Origin of the sequence: Pseudomonas sp. C9-3 (assembly GCF_032392015.1) — a bacterium.
In the GTDB taxonomy this organism is placed as follows: Bacteria; Pseudomonadota; Gammaproteobacteria; order Pseudomonadales; family Pseudomonadaceae; genus Pseudomonas; species Pseudomonas nitroreducens.
Genome location: NZ_CP135919.1, coordinates 2,848,932 through 2,867,933 on the forward strand (window position 1 = coordinate 2,848,932; position 19,002 = coordinate 2,867,933).

Sequence of the window (19,002 nt, forward strand, 5' to 3'; positions counted from 1 at the left end):
ATTGCCTCGTTGCGGACAGAACGAGGCATACGATTGAACTAGCTGCTAATACCGGAGCGCGAGAGACTCGCGCTCCGGTCGACGCTTAGCCGACGAGATGTACCTGGACCTGGTCCTCGACCCAGACCTCGCCAGTACCCGAGCTGTACACCTTGTAGGCATGGCCATCGTTGCCGGTAGCACTTGACTCGGTCCAGGTGATCCCGGTCTTGACCAGGTCGACATTGCCACTGGTGTCACCATTGACCACCAGCTGCTTCTTGCCGTCCTTGAACATCAGATCGCTTTCACCCATTCGCAGCACATCGTCCAGCTTGACCGTCAGGCTGTTACCGCCCTGCCCCAGGTCGAACTTCTCGAAGCTGATTACCTTGTTCTTCATGACCGCCAGGTTGATGCTCAACCCTTGGCCATCGAACACCAGGGTGTCGGTCCCCGAGCCGCCGTTAACACCGAGGAAATCGGTGCTGACGATATGGATGAAGTCGTTGCCCTCACCGCCGTTGGCATAGTCCATGGTGCCGATGTTGACGATGGTGTCATTACCAGCCCCGCCCAGGATGTAGTCATTGACCGGGTTGCCATGGTCGTCCTTGCCATCCGCCACGATGTAGTCATCACCATTGGTGTACTTCTTGGTGAACGCATCGGAGGCGGAGTAGTAGACGTACATCGCTCCCGAATCGCTCGCCGTGAAGTTGGCGTTGTAGGCTCCGGTGGCGATATCCGCCATGCCATCGCCGTTCCAGTCACCCATGGCTACGCCGTTACCCATTTCGTAACCAGCACCCTCGCCATACAGCACAAAGCCCTTGGTTGGGTCGTTAACTACGTCCTTGATCGACCAGATGGCCGGTAGGCCATGCTCGTTGCCATAGACCACGTACACCGCACCGGCGTTATCGCCGTTACCCATACCAGGACGGTCGGCATAGCGCGCGCCAATGATGAAATCGTTGATTCCATCACCATTGATGTCGCCTCCGGCACGGATACTCACGCCAAACCATTCATCGACGGTGCTCTGCGTCCACTTGCCGGTGGCTGCGTTGTAGGTCGCCTTCTCGTTGAGGATGAGCGAGCCGACACTGGAGTCGAACATCGGGTTGGTGTTGAACTGCGACGGCACACCCACGGTATTGAACGCATCGAGGTTGATATCGCTGGTGTAGCCACCCGCCTTGCCATAGATGACCCACACGCGGCCTGGGTCGCCCGGCTCCGAGTAGGGCGCGCTGATGGCGAAGTCGTTGATGCCATCGCCGTTGATATCGCCCAACGCAGTGATGGTGTTGGTCGAGTAGTCCTGACGCGTCGAGCCGAGCCACTCGTAATGCTGCGCATTGATACGGATGCCCTGATCCAGAGTCAGGTTCTTCAGATCGAGCGAAGTTCCTAAACCACCTGCCTTGCCGTAGATCAGGTAGGCGGTACCCGCGGAAGCACCGTAGCCCTGCGACATGATGTTGTTGGCACGCGGGTCGGAGATCACGAAATCGTCGATACCATCGCCGTTGACATCGCCGACATTGTTGATCGAGTCGCCTAGGTCGACCCCATTAACCTGCGTCGAATTGGTGACCGTACCAGTGAACGAGTTGATGATCATGGTGCCGTTCACGCCAGCCGGGAAGTGCGCCCAGGTCTGACTGGAACCAGTGCCAGTCGCCGGGTTGCTCCAATCCATGACGATGTTCTTGTTGACGTTGGCACCGCCATACAGAACGTAGCCCGCACCACTGTTATTCGGGCCCGCCTCGCGGTTGCCGAACAACAGATCCGAGTAGCCATCGCCATTGAAGTCGCCACCGCCACCCACACCAACGCCGTTCCAGCTGTCAGAGCCTCTCGCAGAGGGGTTGCTGGTAGGAACGCCTGGGTTACGAATTACAAAGCCATGGGTGTTGTCGCCGGCGTCGATGGTCGCAAGATCCACCGTGCCATTACCCCAACTGCCGTTCGGACCGCCGAAGATCACATAGATCTTGTCCGGCCAGTGCGAGGAGATGATGACATCTTTGTAGCCGTCACCATTGAAGTCCCCCAGCGCATTGATGCCGGTCCCCATGATGTCGTCGTTGTAGGCACCCGCGAAGAAGATGCCCTGGTCCGGTCTCAGGTTGGTGATGGTGTTCTGGTCCAGCACCGGCAAGCCGTTCTCGCCGCCGAACAGAATCCATGCACCACCGTTGTGGGAGCGACCCAACGTACTGGCATTACGTGCGGACACCAACAGGTCATCGTAGCCATCGCCGTTGAAGTCACCGATGTTGACCACGTCCCAGCCGAACTCGAAGTTCGACTGTTTGCCACCGTAGTAGTGCTGCGGAGAGGACTGGGTAATGGTCAGGATGTGGTTCTTGTCATCCAGGGAACCCACGAAGCTCGCCGATCCGGTGACGCCGGAAGCGGTGGTTGCCACTGCCTTCAGCAGGTAGTCACCGTAGTGCAACGACCACAGGTCGGCGCTCCAGGTGCCATCGCTGTTGACCTTGATGCCTTGCCCGTAAATATCATCGCCGGGATCGATCTGGTTGTTGCCGTTCTTGTCCCAGAACAGCGTAATGGTCAGATCCTCGAACTTGTGACTCCCCGCCTGCACCGTACCGTTGATCGTTGGTGTCATGATCGAGGTGATGTTATCGGTGTTGGACACGCCGTTATCGCTGGCGGGATCCAGAGCGAAGGTCACCTTGTTGGTCGGCTGCGAGTTGTCGATGACAACCTGCTGAGTCGTCACCTGACCGGCAATACCCGCCTCGCTGACGACGCGCGCCTCGAAGGTATAGGTACCATCCGCCAGGGACACAGACCTGTTGTCATAACTCCAACGCAAACGATCATCGCTGAGGGTGGCGTCCTTCCAGGTTACCCCTCCGTTTGTGGAGAACTGCACCTTCTGCCCAGACTGCAGCGCACTGTCGATTGTGCCGTTGATCAGCAGCGTACGGTCTTGAGTGACGAAGTCATGGTCAGAGAAACCGGTATCGTCGGAGATACCTGTAATGGTGGCGAAATTAGTCGGCGTCGTCCCATCCAGTATGATGCTGTACTTCGCACTCGGGGCGGTGGCATTGCCTGCGGGATCGGACTCCACTGCGGTTAGGTCATTCAGCCCCGACACCAGCGCAATCACAGGCTGCATCGACCAATGGCCACTTACATCCACGATGGCCGTGCCGATCCGATGGTTATCGGTACTGTCCTTGGCATACACAGCGATAGTATCGCCGGCCGTGCCGGTACCACTGATCACCGGACGGAAATCGTCAGTGATACCACCATTGAGAATGTTGCCGGTGACATCACCCACGCTGTCCAGCACGCCAGTAATGGCCAGCTTGCTGTAGTCCGGCGGGGTGTAGTCGGTGGTGAGGCTGAAGACATCCGACTTGACGCTGGTATTGCCGGCCTTGTCGGTCGCATCGACGGTGAAGTTGTGATCACCCTCGCTGATACCGGTGGTCGGCGTGTAACTCCAGGCGCCATTGGCGTCCGCCATCACCGAGCCCAGCACGGAGCCGTTGTCGTAGATGGTGACCTTCGAGTTGGCTTCGGCCTGGCCCGACAGGGTCGGGGTTGGGTCGTCCGTCACGCCATGGTTGGCGATCGGGCCCTGGATCGCACCGACATCATCCAGTACCTGGTCAATGGTCGGCTTTTCAGGAGCCACTGTGTCGATGGTGAAGGTGAACGCCGTGGTCGGATCGCTGACGTTACCCGCCTTGTCGGTCGCCTTGGCTGTGATGCTGTGCGCACCCTGCCCCAGGTCAAATGCCGGGGTAAAGCTCCATTTCTCACTTGCATCAACGGTGAGAGAACCCAGCACCGTATTGCCATCGGAGATCGTGACAACACTGCCAGCCTTGCCAGTACCCTGGATTTCCGGGCGAGTATCATCGGTGAAGCCACCGTTGCTGATGTCGCCGGTGATGCTGCCGACATCGTCGATTACATGAGTAATCGCGACCAGGACCTGGGAGGTATCCACGACTACGTTCAGCGGAGCACTCTGGCCACTGCTGTTACCAGCCTTGTCCAGTACTTCCGTGCTGAATGCATGGTTGCCATCAGACAACGCGGCGGTCGGTGTGAAGCTCCACTTGCCATCGGCACCCACATCGGCCTCGCCGATTTCCTTGCCGTTGTCGTAGATGATGACCTTGCCGTTTGGCTCGGCTCCGCCGCTGAACACCGGACGGTTGTCATCAGTGGTATCACCAGCGTGCAGCGGGCCAGTTACCGCGCCCACGTTGTCGGTCACCGCCAGGCCGGTCACGTTGGCCGGTGCCGTGGTGTCGACGCTGAAGTTCCAGATTCCCGTCGGAGCACTGACCTGTCCGATAGGATCGGTCGCTGTGGCGGTCACGTTGTGCAGACCATCCGCCAGTGCGCTGGTGGTAATGCTCCAGCTGCCATTGGCATCGGTCACCGCACTGCCGATCAGCGTGCTGCCGTCGTACAGCTTGACGGTGGTGCCCGCATCCGAAGTGCCTTTGAAGGTCGGCTGGCTGTCATCGGTCACGTCGCCTTTCTGCAGGAAGCCGGTGTACGGCCCTACATCGTCGAAGACGCTTTCGATGGTCGGCACAGCCGGCCCTACCGTCACCACGGTGAAGCTGTATTTCGCGCTCGGCGCCGTGGTGTTGCCCGCCGGGTCACGCTCGACCGCAGTCAGCTCGTTGACCCCCGAGATCAAGGGGGCCGTCGGGGTCAGTGACCAGTGGCCGCTGGCATCGACGATGGCACTGCCGACCTGATGGTTGCCGGTGGCATCTTTGTCATAGACGAAGATCGTGTCACCGGCCGTGCCGGTACCACTGATCACCGGACGGGTGTCGTCGGTGCTGCCATTGTTGGCGACGTTACCGGTCACTTCACCCACGCTGTCCAGCACGCCAGTAATGGCCAGCTTGCTGTAGTCCGGCGGGGTGTAGTCGGTGGTGAGGCTGAAGACATCCGACTTGACGCTGGTATTGCCGGCCTTGTCGGTCGCATCGACGGTGAAGTTGTGATCACCCTCGCTGATACCGGTGGTCGGCGTGTAGCTCCAGGCACCATTGGCGTCCGCCATCACCGAGCCCAGCACGGAGCCGTTGTCGTAGATGGTGACCTTCGAGTTGGCTTCGGCCTGGCCCGACAGGGTCGGGGTTGGGTCGTCCGTCACGCCATGGTTGGCGATCGGGCCCTGGATCGCACCGACATCATCCAGTACCTGGTCAATGGTCGGCTTTTCAGGAGCCACTGTGTCGATGGTGAAGGTGAACGCCGTGGTCGGATCGCTGACGTTACCCGCCTTGTCGGTCGCCTTGGCTGTGATGCTGTGCGCACCCTGCCCCAGGTCAAATGCCGGGGTAAAGCTCCATTTCTCACTTGCATCAACGGTGAGAGAACCCAGCACCGTATTGCCATCGGAGATCGTGACAACACTGCCAGCCTTGCCAGTACCCTGGATTTCCGGGCGAGTATCATCGGTGAAGCCACCGTTGCTGATGTCGCCGGTGATGCTGCCGACATCGTCGATTACATGAGTAATCGCGACCAGGACCTGGGAGGTATCCACGACTACGTTCAGCGGAGCACTCTGGCCACTGCTGTTACCAGCCTTGTCCAGTACTTCCGTGCTGAATGCATGGTTGCCATCAGACAACGCGGCGGTCGGTGTGAAGCTCCACTTGCCATCGGCACCCACATCGGCCTCGCCGATTTCCTTGCCGTTGTCGTAGATGATGACCTTGCCGTTTGGCTCGGCTCCGCCGCTGAACACCGGACGGTTGTCATCAGTGGTATCACCAGCGTGCAGCGGGCCAGTTACCGCGCCCACGTTGTCGGTCACCGCCAGGCCGGTCACGTTGGCCGGTGCCGTGGTGTCGACGCTGAAGTTCCAGATTCCCGTCGGAGCACTGACCTGTCCGATAGGATCGGTCGCTGTGGCGGTCACGTTGTGCAGACCATCCGCCAGTGCGCTGGTGGTAATGCTCCAGCTGCCATTGGCATCGGTCACCGCACTGCCGATCAGCGTGCTGCCGTCGTACAGCTTGACGGTGGTGCCCGCATCCGAAGTGCCTTTGAAGGTCGGCTGGCTGTCATCGGTCACGTCGCCTTTCTGCAGGAAGCCGGTGTACGGCCCTACATCGTCGAAGACGCTTTCGATGGTCGGCACAGCCGGCCCTACCGTCACCACGGTGAAGCTGTATTTCGCGCTCGGCGCCGTGGTGTTGCCCAGCTCGACAGTCCCATCGGAAACTTTGATGGTGCTGCCAGCCTTGCCAGTACCCTGGATTTCCGGGCGAGTATCGTCGGTATAGCCACCATTGCTGATGTCGCCGGTGATGCTGCCGACATCGTCGATTACATGAGTAATCGCGACCAGGACCTGGGAGGTATCCACGACTACGTTCAGCGGAGCACTCTGGCCACTGCTGTTACCAGCCTTGTCCAGTACTTCCGTGCTGAATGCATGGTTGCCATCAGACAACGCGGCGGTCGGTGTGAAGCTCCACTTGCCATCGGCACCCACATCGGCCTCGCCGATTTCCTTGCCGTTGTCGTAGATGATGACCTTGCCGTTTGGCTCGGCTCCGCCGCTGAACACCGGACGGTTGTCATCAGTGGTATCACCAGCGTGCAGCGGGCCAGTTACCGCGCCCACGTTGTCGGTCACCGCCAGGCCGGTCACGTTGGCCGGTGCCGTGGTGTCGACGCTGAAGTTCCAGATTCCCGTCGGAGCACTGACCTGTCCGATAGGATCGGTCGCTGTGGCGGTCACGTTGTGCAGACCATCCGCCAGTGCGCTGGTGGTAATGCTCCAGCTGCCATTGGCATCGGTCACCGCACTGCCGATCAGCGTGCTGCCGTCGTACAGCTTGACGGTGGTGCCCGCATCCGAAGTGCCTTTGAAGGTCGGCTGGCTGTCATCGGTCACGTCGCCTTTCTGCAGGAAGCCGGTGTACGGCCCTACATCGTCGAAGACGCTTTCGATGGTCGGCACAGCCGGCCCTACCGTCACCACGGTGAAGCTGTATTTCGCGCTCGGCGCCGTGGTGTTGCCCGCCGGGTCACGCTCGACCGCAGTCAGCTCGTTGACCCCCGAGATCAAGGGGGCCGTCGGGGTCAGTGACCAGTGGCCGCTGGCATCGACGATGGCACTGCCGACCTGATGGTTGCCGGTGGCATCTTTGTCATAGACGAAGATCGTGTCACCGGCCGTGCCGGTACCACTGATCACCGGACGGGTGTCGTCGGTGCTGCCATTGTTGGCGACGTTACCGGTCACTTCACCCACGCTGTCCAGCACGCCAGTAATGGCCAGCTTGCTGTAGTCCGGCGGGGTGTAGTCGGTGGTGAGGCTGAAGACATCCGACTTGACGCTGGTATTGCCGGCCTTGTCGGTCGCATCGACGGTGAAGTTGTGATCACCCTCGCTGATACCGGTGGTCGGCGTGTAGCTCCAGGCACCATTGGCGTCCGCCATCACCGAGCCCAGCACGGAGCCGTTGTCGTAGATGGTGACCTTCGAGTTGGCTTCGGCCTGGCCCGACAGGGTCGGGGTTGGGTCGTCCGTCACGCCATGGTTGGCGATCGGGCCCTGGATCGCACCGACATCGTCCAGTACCTGGTCAATGGTCGGCTTGAAAGGAGCCACTGTGTCGATGCTGAAAGTGAACGGTATGGTCGGAGCGCTAATGTTGCCAGCTTTGTCCGTCGCAGTGGCGATGATGCTGTGCGCCCCCTGCCCCATATCCGAAACTGGTGTGAAGCTCCAGGTGCCATCGACTTTAACCGTGGTGCTGCCCAGTTCGACAGCGCCATCGGTGATTTTAATGATGCTACCAACCTTCCCGGTACCCTGGATCTCGGGACGGGTATCGTCAGTGACGCCATTAAAGCTGATGTCGCCGGTGATGCTGCCGACATCGTCGATTACATGAGTAATCGTGACCAGGACCTGGGAGGTATCCAAAGCTACGTTAAACGGGCCGCTCTGGCCGCTACTATTGCCAGCCTTGTCCAGAACTTCCGTGGTGAACGCATGTGGACCATCTACCAACGGCGTGGTGGGGGTAAGGCTCCACTTACCGTCGGCACCCACGTTGGCTTCGCCGATTGCCTTGCCGTTGTCGTAGATGATGACCTTGCCGTTTGGCTCGGCACCGCCGCTGAACACCGGACGGTTGTCGTCGGTGGTATCGCCGTTGTGCAGCGGGCCGGTCACCGCCCCCACATTGTCAGTCACCATCAGGCCGGTCACGTTGGCCGGTGCTGTGGTGTCGACGCTGAAGTTCCAGATTCCGGTCGGGCTGCTAACCAGCCCCACGCTATTGGTCGCAGTGGCAATTACATTGTGCGTACCATCAGCCAGGACACTTGTGGTGATTTCCCACTTGCCATTGCTATCTGCCGCCGCACTACCGATCAAGGTATTGCCGTCGTACAGCTTGACGATACTGCCCGCATCCGCCGCCCCCTTGAAGGTCGGCTGGTTGTCGTCGGTCACGTCGCCTTTCTGCAGGAAGCCGGTATACGGCCCCACATCGTCGAAGACGCTTTCGACGGTTGGCACAGTTGGCCCTACCGTCACCAAGGTGACACTGTACTTGTCGCACGGCGCGGTCTTGTTGCCCGCCACATCCATCTCAACAGCGGTCAGGTCGTTGACGCCGGAAACCAGAGGAAGTGATGGGGTCAACTTCCAGGTGCCATCAGAACCTACAGTGGCCCGGCCGATCTCATGGTTGCCGGTGCTGTCCTTGCTGAAGACGATGACGGTATCGCCAGCTGTACCCCGGCCACTGATCTCCGGACGCGCATCATCGGTCTCGCCACCGTTTACGATGTTGCCGGTGATCGGGCCGACATGATCTTCAACACCTGTAATCGACAGCTTGGTAAAGTCCGGCGCCGTGTAGTCGGTATCCACCGCGTAATCATCGGACTTGACGCTGACGTTTCCTGCAGCATCGGTTGCCGTAACCGTAAAGTCATGATGACCTTCGGAAAGCGCAATGACTGGTGTGTAGCTCCAGGCTCCATTGGCATCGGCAACCGCTTCACCCAGCTTCAAGCCGTTATCGTAGATGATGACCTTGGAACCGGGTTCCGCCTCACCGGAAAGGACCGGCTTGGAGTCATCGGTCACACCACCTCTGGCAATAATCCCCTGGATTTCGCCCACATTGTCGTACACCGAATCGATGCTCGGCTTGACGGGGGCACTGTAGTCAGTGGTGATGCTGAAGACGTCCGAGATGGCGCTGGTATTTCCAGCAGCGTCGGTCGCAGTGACAGTGAAGTCATGCTTGCCTTCGGTGATCGGGGTGGTTGGCGTATAGTTCCATTGACCTGACTTGTCGGCGGTCACTTCACCCAACTTGGCGCCGTTATCGTACACCGCCACCCTGGAGCCAGCTTCGGCTTTCCCCGAGAGGGTCGGGTTCGGGTCGTCACTCACTCCGCCATTGGCGATCGGCCCCTGAACCGCGCCCACATCATCCAGAACCTGGTCGATAGTGGGCTTGCCCGGAGCAGTGGTATCAACGATGAAAGCAAACGTCGCTGGGTCGCTGACGTTGCCTGCCAGATCGGTTGCAGTGGCCTTGATGGTGTGCGCCCCTTCGGACAGAGAGGCCGTTGGCTTGAAGGTCCAGCTACCGTCCGCCGCCACCCCGGCGGTTCCCAGTTTGGTGGAACCGTCATATACGGTGATGATGCTGCCGACCTTGCCTGTACCCTGGATGGTCGGACGAGTATCGTCGGTGTAGCCGCCATTGCTGATGTCGCCAGTGATGCTGCCGACATCGTCGATCATGTGGGTGATCGAGACCAGTACCTTGGACGTATCCACGATCACGCTCAGTGGAGCGCTCTGGCCACTGCTGTTACCAGCCTGGTCGAGTACCTCCGTGCTGAACGCGTGGTCACCATTTGCCAACGCAGCGGTCGGTGTGAAGCTCCACTTGCCATCGGCACCCACATCGGCTTCGCCGATTGCCTTGCCGTTGTCGTAGATGATGACCTTGCCGTTGGGCTCGGCTCCGCCGCTGAACACCGGACGGTTGTCGTCAGTGGTATCACCAGCGTGCAGCGGGCCAGTCACATCTCCCACGTTATCGGTGATGGCCAAACCCTTCACGTTGTCCGGCGCGGTGGTGTCGACGCTGAAGTTCCACCCTCCCGTGGGTTCACTGCTCTGACCTACGCTGTTGGTGGCGGTGGCAATCACCTCATGCGGACCGTCGGCCAGTTTGTCGGTGGTGATACTCCAGTTACCAGTGGCATCGGCCATGGCGCTGCCGATCAGAGTACTACCGTCATAGAGCTTGATGACGCTGCCACCATCAGCGGAGCCCTTGAAGGTCGGTGTGCTGTCGTCAGTGACATCACCTTTCTGCAGGAAGCCCTGATATGGACCGACATCGTCATGGACACTGATGATAGTCGGTACCGATGGCGCACCAATTACAACGTCAATGCTGTACTTCGCGCTCGGATCGGTCTTGTTGCCCGCTACGTCCATCTCGACAGCGGTCAGGTCATTCGCACCGGAAACCAGCGGAAGTGTGGGGGTCAGCTTCCATGTACCGTCAGCACCTACTGTGGCGCGACCGATCTCATGGTTACCGGTACTGTCCTTGCTGAAGACGATAACGGTATCGCCAGCAGTACCCTTACCACTGATCTCAGGACGCGCATCATCGGTTTCGCCACCATTCGGGATATTACCGGTGATCGGCGCCACATGGTCTTCCACGCCAGTAATCAACAGTTTGGTGATGTCCGGCGGGGTGGTATCGATATCAACCACGATAACGGTCGGTGGACTGGTGTTTCCAGCAGCGTCCGCCGCAGTGACACTGATGTTGTTGTTACCCTCCGGCAGTGGTTTGCTCGGCGTAACCGACCAGTTGCCGTTTTCATCCGCCGTGGCCGTGAGAATCTCTCCGGTGGGCAATGTGACCTTCACATCGGCATGAGGCTCTGTATGGCCGTCGATGGTTGGCTTGGTCTCATTGGTGATGCCGTCGCCCTTGACGCCCGTATCAGAGTCAGGGTCCAGCCAGACCTGGGGGGCATCCGGAGCGATGGTATCCACTACCACCACGAACGGGTCCGAAGACGGACTGACATTACCCGCAACATCGGTCACGGTCACCGTGATGTCATGGGCACCTTCAGACAGTGTCTTATCTTGTGGAGCTTCATAGCTCCACTTGCCATCCTGACCGACAACTGCCTCGGCAATCTTCTTGCCACCATCGTACAGGGTGATGGTCTGATTCGGCTCACCGTTGCCTGAGAAGGTGGGCCGAGTGTCGTTGGTGCTGTCGCCGCTATTGAGCGGGCCAACCTTGGGCTCGACGTTGTCGTAAACCATGTCGAGTGTGCCGTCCGGACCGATCACCGGCTTGGGCGGAGTGGTCGTGTCAATGCCGACCACGATCACAGTCGGCTGACTGGCGTTTCCTGCAGCATCCGTCGCGGTGACGCTGATGCTGTTGTCACCCTCCGTAAGAGGCTTGGTCGGAGTCACTGACCAGTTACCATCGCCGTCTGCCTTGACGTTGATCACCTCGCCGGTTGGCAGCGTCACCTTGACGTCCGCGTTCGGCTCGGTCTTGCCGTCAATGGTCGGCATGGTGTCGCTGGTGATATTGTCACCTTTGATACCGGTGTCGGATGACGGATCCAGCCAGACCTTGGGCGCATCAGGGGCTGTGGTGTCGATATCCAGAGAAATAACTGTGGGTTGGCTAGGGTTGCCAGCGGGGTCGGTGGCAACAACAGTGATGTCGCCGGCCCCGTCCGCCAATGGCTTCGTCGGGGTGACAGACCAATCACCATTCGCGTCTGCGGTGACAACGATGGTTTCACCGGTAGGGAATTTCACCGTAACGTCTGCGCCCGGCTCGGTGTGGCCATCGATGGTCGGCCTGGTGTCATTGGTGATGTTGTCACCCTTGACGCCAGTGTCCGAGTCAGGATCCAGCCAGACTTTCGGTGATTCCGGAGCGATGGTGTCGATAATGACCGGAATGACGATTTCGGTCTGGTTGCCCGCTGGGTCTTGCGCGATAACCTTGATGTCGTTATCGCCTTCGGGGAGCGACTGAGTGGGCGGCGGAGCAACCCAGGTGCCGTCGTCCTTGACGTCGACCGTAACGGTTTCACCTGTCGGATAAACCACGATGATGGTGTCGCCGGGCTCACCGGTACCATGGATGGACGGTTGATTGCTGGGCGAGTACGTCTGACCATCGTGATCGACAGCACCGCTTATCTCGGCGGTCGGGGCAGATGGCGGAATCGTGTCGACGGCGAAGTCGATGACATGTAACGGAGCGCTGGGTTTTTCCCCCTTGGCTTCCTGGACGACATCGATGCTGTGGTTGCCATCGTTGAGATCAACAGTGGGGGTGTATGTCCAGGTTCCGTCCGCGCCGACCGACGTGCTGCCAATTTCCTGGCCATTGTCATAGATGTGGATGATCGCGCCCGCCTCACCCTTGCCGGAAATGACCGGTCGCGGATCGTCTGTGGCATCGCCGTTGGCGATCACACCCTGTTTCGGGCCTACGTGGTCAGTGATCTGGGTATCAGTGACGGAGGGGCTGATCTTGGTGTGAGGCTTGTCATCATTCCTGGTTACTGCAGCCACACCACCCACCAACCCGGCGCCTGCCAGAAGCGGCCACAGCAGGAAACCGACAGATTCGTCGATTTCGCCGTTGACCACCGGCGCAGCACCCAGCGGGCTGCCGCCCAGAGCGATGGGAGCCATCTCGCCATCGGACAGCAACAGCTGGCTGTAGAAGCCTTCACCATCGGTACGCACATACGCGTAAATCTGGCCGTCTTCTGATACACCATAGAGCTGGCTATCCATGCCGTCGGCGTAGAAGTCCTGGATGCCCAGATCAGGTTTGTCGCTGCCCTGGAAGAACACCAGCAGATCCTTGCCGTCCCGCTTGACCGTGACGTTCTCCGGAGCCACTTCGCTGTTATCGAGCTTGAGGAGGTACTTCGTACCGAGCTTTGCCTTGACCTTGCCACCGTCCTTGAACGTAACCCGCTGGGCTGCATTTTCGGACACTTCTACCAATTGGACTTTTTCAGCGGACATCTGCGTTTTCCTTATCCAGCCACAGAAAAAAACTGCGGTGACCAGCTTAAGGCGGGAGTCCTTGAGCCATTCGTAGGACATTTCGGCAGATCAATGCGGATTCGCCGCAACTGCGATCGCAGAGGACTACAGACCAAACGGACGCCTTGTGGCTGGCTAGTGCTGGCGCTGTAGGAACAGAAGAAAAACCGCGAGACAACAGGCTGGACAGTGCACCATTCCGCATGGACCAGCCGATGCTCAGCTCAATCTCGAATAGCGGATCCTGGGGCTGGAAATCGGATGAACCGCTGGCGGGGCCGACAGCACGATGGTGATAGACTATGCAGCCATTTTCCGGCCGACCCGCTCCCGGGCCGGCAATCGTCACAGAGTGCACCACGTGGAATTGTTCAAAGAGTTCACCTTCGAGTCTGCCCACCGCCTGCCCCACGTTCCCGCCGGGCATCAGTGCGGCCGCCTGCATGGCCACTCCTTCCGAGCCGCCATCTACATCGAGGGCGAGGTCGATCCGCATACCGGCTGGATTCGCGATTTCGCCGAGATCAAGCAGATCTTCAAGCCGATCTACGATCAGCTCGACCACAACTACCTGAACGACATCCCCGGCCTGGAAAACCCCACCAGCGAGAACCTCTGCCGCTGGATCTGGCAACAGCTCAAGCCGTTGCTGCCGGAGCTGTCCAAGGTGCGCGTACACGAGACCTGCACCAGCGGTTGCGAATACCGCGGCGACTGATCCATCAGACGTAATGAACAAGGCCGGCATTCGCCGGCCTTGTTCGTTTTAACCCGAATTCAGAACAGGCCCATCTGCTTGTCGATCAGCCCGCCGAAGTCGTCGTCCACGAACGGCAGGATGGCGTCGGCGATCGGCTGCAGCTGGCGGCTGACGTAGTGGTCGTAGTCGATGGGCGAGCTGAGCGTTTCCAGCGGCTCCGGGCCGTTGACGGTGATGACGTAGCTGATCCAGCCACCGCGCTGGTACTGCCGCGGGCGCCCCTGACGCTCGTTGTAGTCGTCGGCAATGCGCGCCGCGCGCACGTGGGGCGGCACGTTGCGTTCGTAGTCACCGAGCTGGCGGCGCAGGCGCTTGCGAAAAATCAGCAGCTCGTCCTGCTCGCCGGCGAGGGTTCGGTTCACGTAGTCGCGCACGTAATCGCGATAAGGCTGACGCTGGAAGATGCGCAGGTAGAGTTCCTGCTGAAACTGCTGGGCCAGCGGCGACCAGTCCGTGCGCACGGTTTCCAGGCCCTTGAAGACCATCTCGTCGCTGCCGTCCTCACGCCGCACCAGGCCGGCATAGCGCTTCTTGCTGCCCTCTTCCGCGCCACGGATGGTTGGCATCAGGAAGCGCCGGAAGTGGCGTTCAAACTGGATCTCCAGCGCGCATTCCAGGCCATATTCCTCGCCCAGGTGCTGCGACCACCACTGGTTGACGTGGTGCACCAGCTCGCGCCCGATCCGTGCTGCCTCTTCTTCGCCATGGGCACGGCCAAGCCAGACGAAAGTGGAGTCTGTGTCGCCGTAGATCACCCGATGTCCCTGACCTTCGATCAGCTCTCGGGTACGACGCATGATCTCGTGGCCGCGCATGGTGATGGACGAGGCCAGCCGGGGGTCGAAGAAGCGGCAGCCGCTGGAGCCGAGCACGCCGTAGAAGGCGTTCATGATGATCTTCAGCGCCTGGGAAAGCGGCGCGTTGCCCTCGCGCTTGGCGGCGTCGCGCCCCTGCCAGACGCGCTCGACGATGGCCGGCAGGCAATGCTGCGTGCGCGAAAAGCGTCCGCCGCGGAAGCCGGGGATCGAGGCCTCGTCGGACGGGTCGCTCAACCCTTCGACCAGCCCGACCGGGTCAATCAGGAAGGTGCGGATGATCGACGGATACAGGCTCTTGTAATCCAGCACCAGCACCGATTCGTAGAGCCCCGGCCGTGAATCCATGACGAATCCGCCGGGGCTCGCTTCCGGCGCCTTGCCACCGAGGTTCGGCGCGACGTAGCCCAGCCGGTGCATTGGCGGCAGGTACAGGTGGGTGAAGGCTGCCACCGAGCCGCCACTGCGGTCAGCCGGCAACCCGGTGACACTGGCGCGTTCCAGCAAGAAGTCGAGGATGCGGGTCTTCTCGAAGATGCGCGTGACCAGCTCGCAGTCCTTGAGGTTGTATTTCGCCAGCGCCGGCTTGTCTTCGGCGAAACGGCGATCGATCTCGGCCATGCGGTCGTAGGGGTTGTCGATGGACTTGCCCTCGCCCAGCAGAGTCTGCGAGACGCTTTCCAGGCTGAACGAGGGGAAACTCCAGAACGCCGAGCGCAATGCTTCGATGCCGTCGATGATCAGCCGCCCGGCCGCCGCGGCAAAGAAGTGATTGGACGAGGCATGCTGCCGCCAGCCCATCTCGTCGCCGCCACGCCCCAGGCGCAGCGGGACCTCCAGGCGTTTGGAGTGTTCCTGCAGGACGCGCAGGTCGAACTGCACCAGGTTCCAGCCGATGATCGCGTCGGGATCGTGCTCAGCCAGCCACTGGTTCAGACGCTCCAGCAATTGCGCCCGGCTCTCGCAGTATTCCAGTTCGAAATCGCGTTCGCCGTCGATGCCATTGGCGGGGCCGAGCATGTACACCTGGCGCTGGCCGCAGCCCTCCAGGGCAATGGAATAGAGGTCGCCACGGATGTTGGTCTCGATGTCCAGCGAGGCCAGCTTCAGCCTTGGCCGATAATCCGGCGCGGGCCGCAGTTGCGCCGTGAGGATACTGCCGCCCTCGCCTGGCTCGCCCTGGAAGGTCACCGGAGCGGTGATGAAGCGTTCCATGAGGTAGCGTTCGGGTGGACGAATGTCTGCCTCGAATACTTCGACGCCCGCTTCGCGCAGCTTTTTCTCTAGGTTCATCAACTGGCGGTGCTGCTGGCAGTACAAGCCCAGCACCGGACGCTGCTGGAAGTCGCGCAGGCCCAGCGGGCGCAGTTCGGCCCCGCGCTCGCCGGCCAGCAGTTTCTCGGCGCGGGCGCGCTGCTCGGCCGGCACGAAGGCCACCGAGTTCTGCGGCGGCAGCAGCACATGCCGGGGCCCTTCATCGGTGGCCAGCCAGAAGCCCACCTCGGTGCCTTCGGGCGTATCCCGCCAATGTCGAGTCAGGACGAAACCCTGCCTTGCCTCCACGCTCTAACCACCCATCTGTCGAATCAGAACGCCATTCTACCGGTCCGCCCGCGGATTCGTTGCAAGGCGTGTAAATCCGACCGATGCGTTTGACGCACGCCCCGCGTCTGCCCAAGCTAGCGGGCTTTCGTTTGCCTGCCAGGACTCGCCCGTGACCGATTCGTCCCGCCACTGGACCCGCCCTCTCCTCGCCACCCTGTGTTTCGCCACCCTGCTTTCAGGCTGCGGCCTGTTCGGCAAAAAGCCCGAAGAAGCCCAGGCGCCCACCTATTCCAAGGTCGCCTGGTCGGACCTGCCCCAGACCGCCGACAGCGACGTACTGCAAGGCTTCAGCGCCTGGCGCTCGGCCTGCGCGGTACGCCTGAAGAAAGATGACATCTGGGCCGCGACCTGCGCCGAAGCGGCGAACGTGCCGGCTTCCGCCCCGGCGATCCGCCAGTTCATGCAGGCCCAGTTGCAGCCCTACCAGCTGCGTTCCGGCGAAGGCAGCAGGAACGGCCTGATCACCGGCTACTACGAGCCCGTCTACCGTGGCAGCCAGCAGCGCGACGCCACGCACACCGTACCGGTCTATGGCGTGCCGAAAGACCTGATCACCGTCGCGCTGGACAGCGTCTACCCGGAGCTGAAGGGCAAGCGCCTGCGCGGCAAGCTCGAAGGCAACACCCTGGTACCCTACGCTGACGCCGCCGGCATCCGCCGCGACGGGGTCAATGCGCCCGTACTGGCCTGGCTGCCCGACCCGATGGACCTGCAGTTCCTGCAGATCCAGGGCTCCGGCCGTGTGCAGCTGGCCTCCGGTCGCCAACTGCGCCTGGGCTACGCCGAGCAGAATGGCCGCCCGTACAAGCCGGTCGGCCGCTGGCTGGTGGAACAGGGCGAGCTGAGCAAGGAAGAAGTCAGCATGGCGCGCATCCGCGACTGGGCCCGCGCCCACCCGCAGCGCGTCGACGAACTGCTGGCGAGCAACCCCAGCTACGTGTTCTTCAGCCAGCGCCCGGACAGCAACGAAGGCCCGCGCGGCTCGCTGAACGTGCCGCTGACGCCCGGCTACAGCGTGGCCATCGATCGCAAGGTGATCCCGCTGGGCAGCCTGATGTGGCTCTCCACTACCCGTCCGGATGGAGCGCCTGTGGTGCGCCCGGTCGCAGCGCAGGACACCGGCGGCGCCATTGTCGGCGAGGTGCGCGCCGACCTGTTCTGGGGCACCGGCGATGCAGCCGGCGAGCTGGCCGGCCACATGAAGCAGGACGGCCAGCTGTGGCTGCTCTGGCCAAAGGACAAGTCACTGCCGGGCGCCTGAGCGAAAGGGCGTATAACGTAGAACCCTGTACGCCCTACGAGCCTGGAATTTCCAGACAAAGGAAATTCCTACTCGTCCTACAGAGCTCCCTGAGTCCCCGACAGCACCGCCAACCGGACAATGGTCGGCGAACCCAGGCAGTCCCCTGGCTTCGCCGTCCCTCAACCCGAACGCGGTGATCGCCATGAAGAAGAAGCAGAACTCCCTTCGCTTGCCACGCCAGCACCATGCTTGGCCGCTGGACTACGACGTACTCTGCTGGATTGGCGCTATCGCCCTGATCCTGCTGTTCTTCGGCGTCGACCAGTTCTTCGTGTCGAAGCTGCCCGGCACCGGTGCTATCGAACACCCGCACAGCATTCCCCAACGCATCGATCTGCCCGCCGCCCATGCGCTGGCGTTGCTGGACCGCGACCGCCAGTAGGCGGCTCAGTTGCCTTGGCGGAATTGCCCCGGCGTCATCCCGCTCCAGCGGCGGAAGGCCTTGGCGAAAGCGCTCTCGTCGGAGAACCCCAGGCGCTCAGCCACCTCGCCCAGTCGCGAGGACTCGCGCAGCAGTTGTTCGGCCATGCCATGTAACACCTGCTCGCGCAGCAGCTTGAAGCTGGTGCCTTCGTCCGCCAGTTTGCGGTTGAGGTGACGTCCGCTGAGCTCCAGTTGCTCGGCGACCTTCTCCTTACCCCAGCGCGGGTTCTGCCGCAGCAGTTGCTGCACGCGTGCAGCCAGGCTCTGCGCTCCCAGACGTTCGAGCTGGGCGTCGGCCAGCGCACGCAGGTGCTCGCGCATCAGGGCGTTGGCCTGGATCAGCGGCACGTCGAGATCGGCCACGGCAAAGCTCAGGGCATTTTCGGCCCCCTCGAAGGTAACCGGGCATCCCAGCACCTCGACATACCGCACCAGTTCGCCCCGTGCAGCATGGCTGAGGGTCAGTCGCTGCGGCTTGACGCGATCGCCGGTGATCCAGCGAGTCAGGTGCACCAGGCTGGCCAGCGCGGCCTCCACTCGCTCCTCGCGGCGCACGGCGTAGCTCGGCCGATAGACCAGGCGTACCTGCGTCGCATCCTGCTCGCGCTGGAACTCGCTGCCCTCGGCGATGATCGGGTAATACTCCAGCAAGGCGTCCAGCGCCTCGCCATAGTGGTCACAGCTCATCAGCAGCGCGCCGACCATGTCCAGGTGCCCGACTTGCAGCGCACTGCCCAGGCGCAGGCCCAGCAACGGGTCGCCCGAAGCGGCACAAATGGCTTCCCAGAAAGCGTCCTGGCGCTGCAACGGAATGCGCGGCTCCAGGCTGGCCGCCTGCAGATCGGCAGGCACCGGCAGCCCCAGGCGCTCGGCGGCCTGCAGGATGCCCTGGGCGTAATGGACAGTAATGGTGTGCGGCATGGTCTCGAATTAACCGGTAAAGGTCCCGATTGAG

The 19,002-nt window shown here is 61.2% G+C and carries 6 protein-coding genes; 3 read left to right on the forward strand and 3 right to left on the reverse strand.

The window, feature by feature from the left end:
- Positions 1-85: 85 nt before the first annotated feature.
- Positions 86-13,201 carry an Ig-like domain-containing protein gene (locus RS899_RS12870; protein WP_315810126.1) on the reverse strand — a complete coding sequence of 4,372 codons (13,116 nt, stop codon included), beginning with the start codon at positions 13,199-13,201 and terminating at the stop codon, positions 86-88.
- A gap of 301 nt (positions 13,202-13,502) precedes the next feature.
- Here RS899_RS12870 and queD point away from each other — a divergent pair, with 301 nt between their 5' ends.
- On the forward strand, positions 13,503-13,859 hold the full coding sequence (gene queD / locus RS899_RS12875; RefSeq protein ID WP_017516521.1) for a 6-carboxytetrahydropterin synthase QueD: 357 nt from the start codon (positions 13,503-13,505) through the stop codon (positions 13,857-13,859).
- Positions 13,860-13,918: 59 nt separating this feature from the next.
- On the opposite strand, the gene RS899_RS12880 is transcribed toward queD, so the two are convergent.
- Complete coding sequence (locus tag RS899_RS12880) at positions 13,919-16,279, reverse strand: DNA polymerase II (RefSeq protein ID WP_315810127.1); 2,361 nt, start codon at positions 16,277-16,279, stop codon at positions 13,919-13,921.
- Between the two features lie 151 nt (positions 16,280-16,430).
- On the opposite strand from RS899_RS12880, the gene mltA reads away from it, so the two are divergent.
- Both mltA and RS899_RS12890 read left to right on the forward strand, forming a co-directional pair.
- Positions 16,431-17,582: a murein transglycosylase A gene (mltA, locus tag RS899_RS12885; protein ID WP_054907047.1), complete on the forward strand. Its 1,152-nt coding sequence runs from the start codon at positions 16,431-16,433 to the stop codon at positions 17,580-17,582.
- A gap of 184 nt (positions 17,583-17,766) precedes the next feature.
- On the forward strand, positions 17,767-18,006 hold the full coding sequence (locus RS899_RS12890) for a hypothetical protein (RefSeq protein ID WP_064979876.1): 240 nt from the start codon (positions 17,767-17,769) through the stop codon (positions 18,004-18,006).
- Positions 18,007-18,011: 5 nt separating this feature from the next.
- Here RS899_RS12890 and qhpR read toward each other — a convergent pair whose 3' ends face one another.
- Positions 18,012-18,968: an AraC-like transcriptional regulator QhpR gene (qhpR, locus tag RS899_RS12895; RefSeq protein WP_233297601.1), complete on the reverse strand. Its 957-nt coding sequence runs from the start codon at positions 18,966-18,968 to the stop codon at positions 18,012-18,014.
- Between the last annotated feature and the right edge of the window lie 34 nt (positions 18,969-19,002).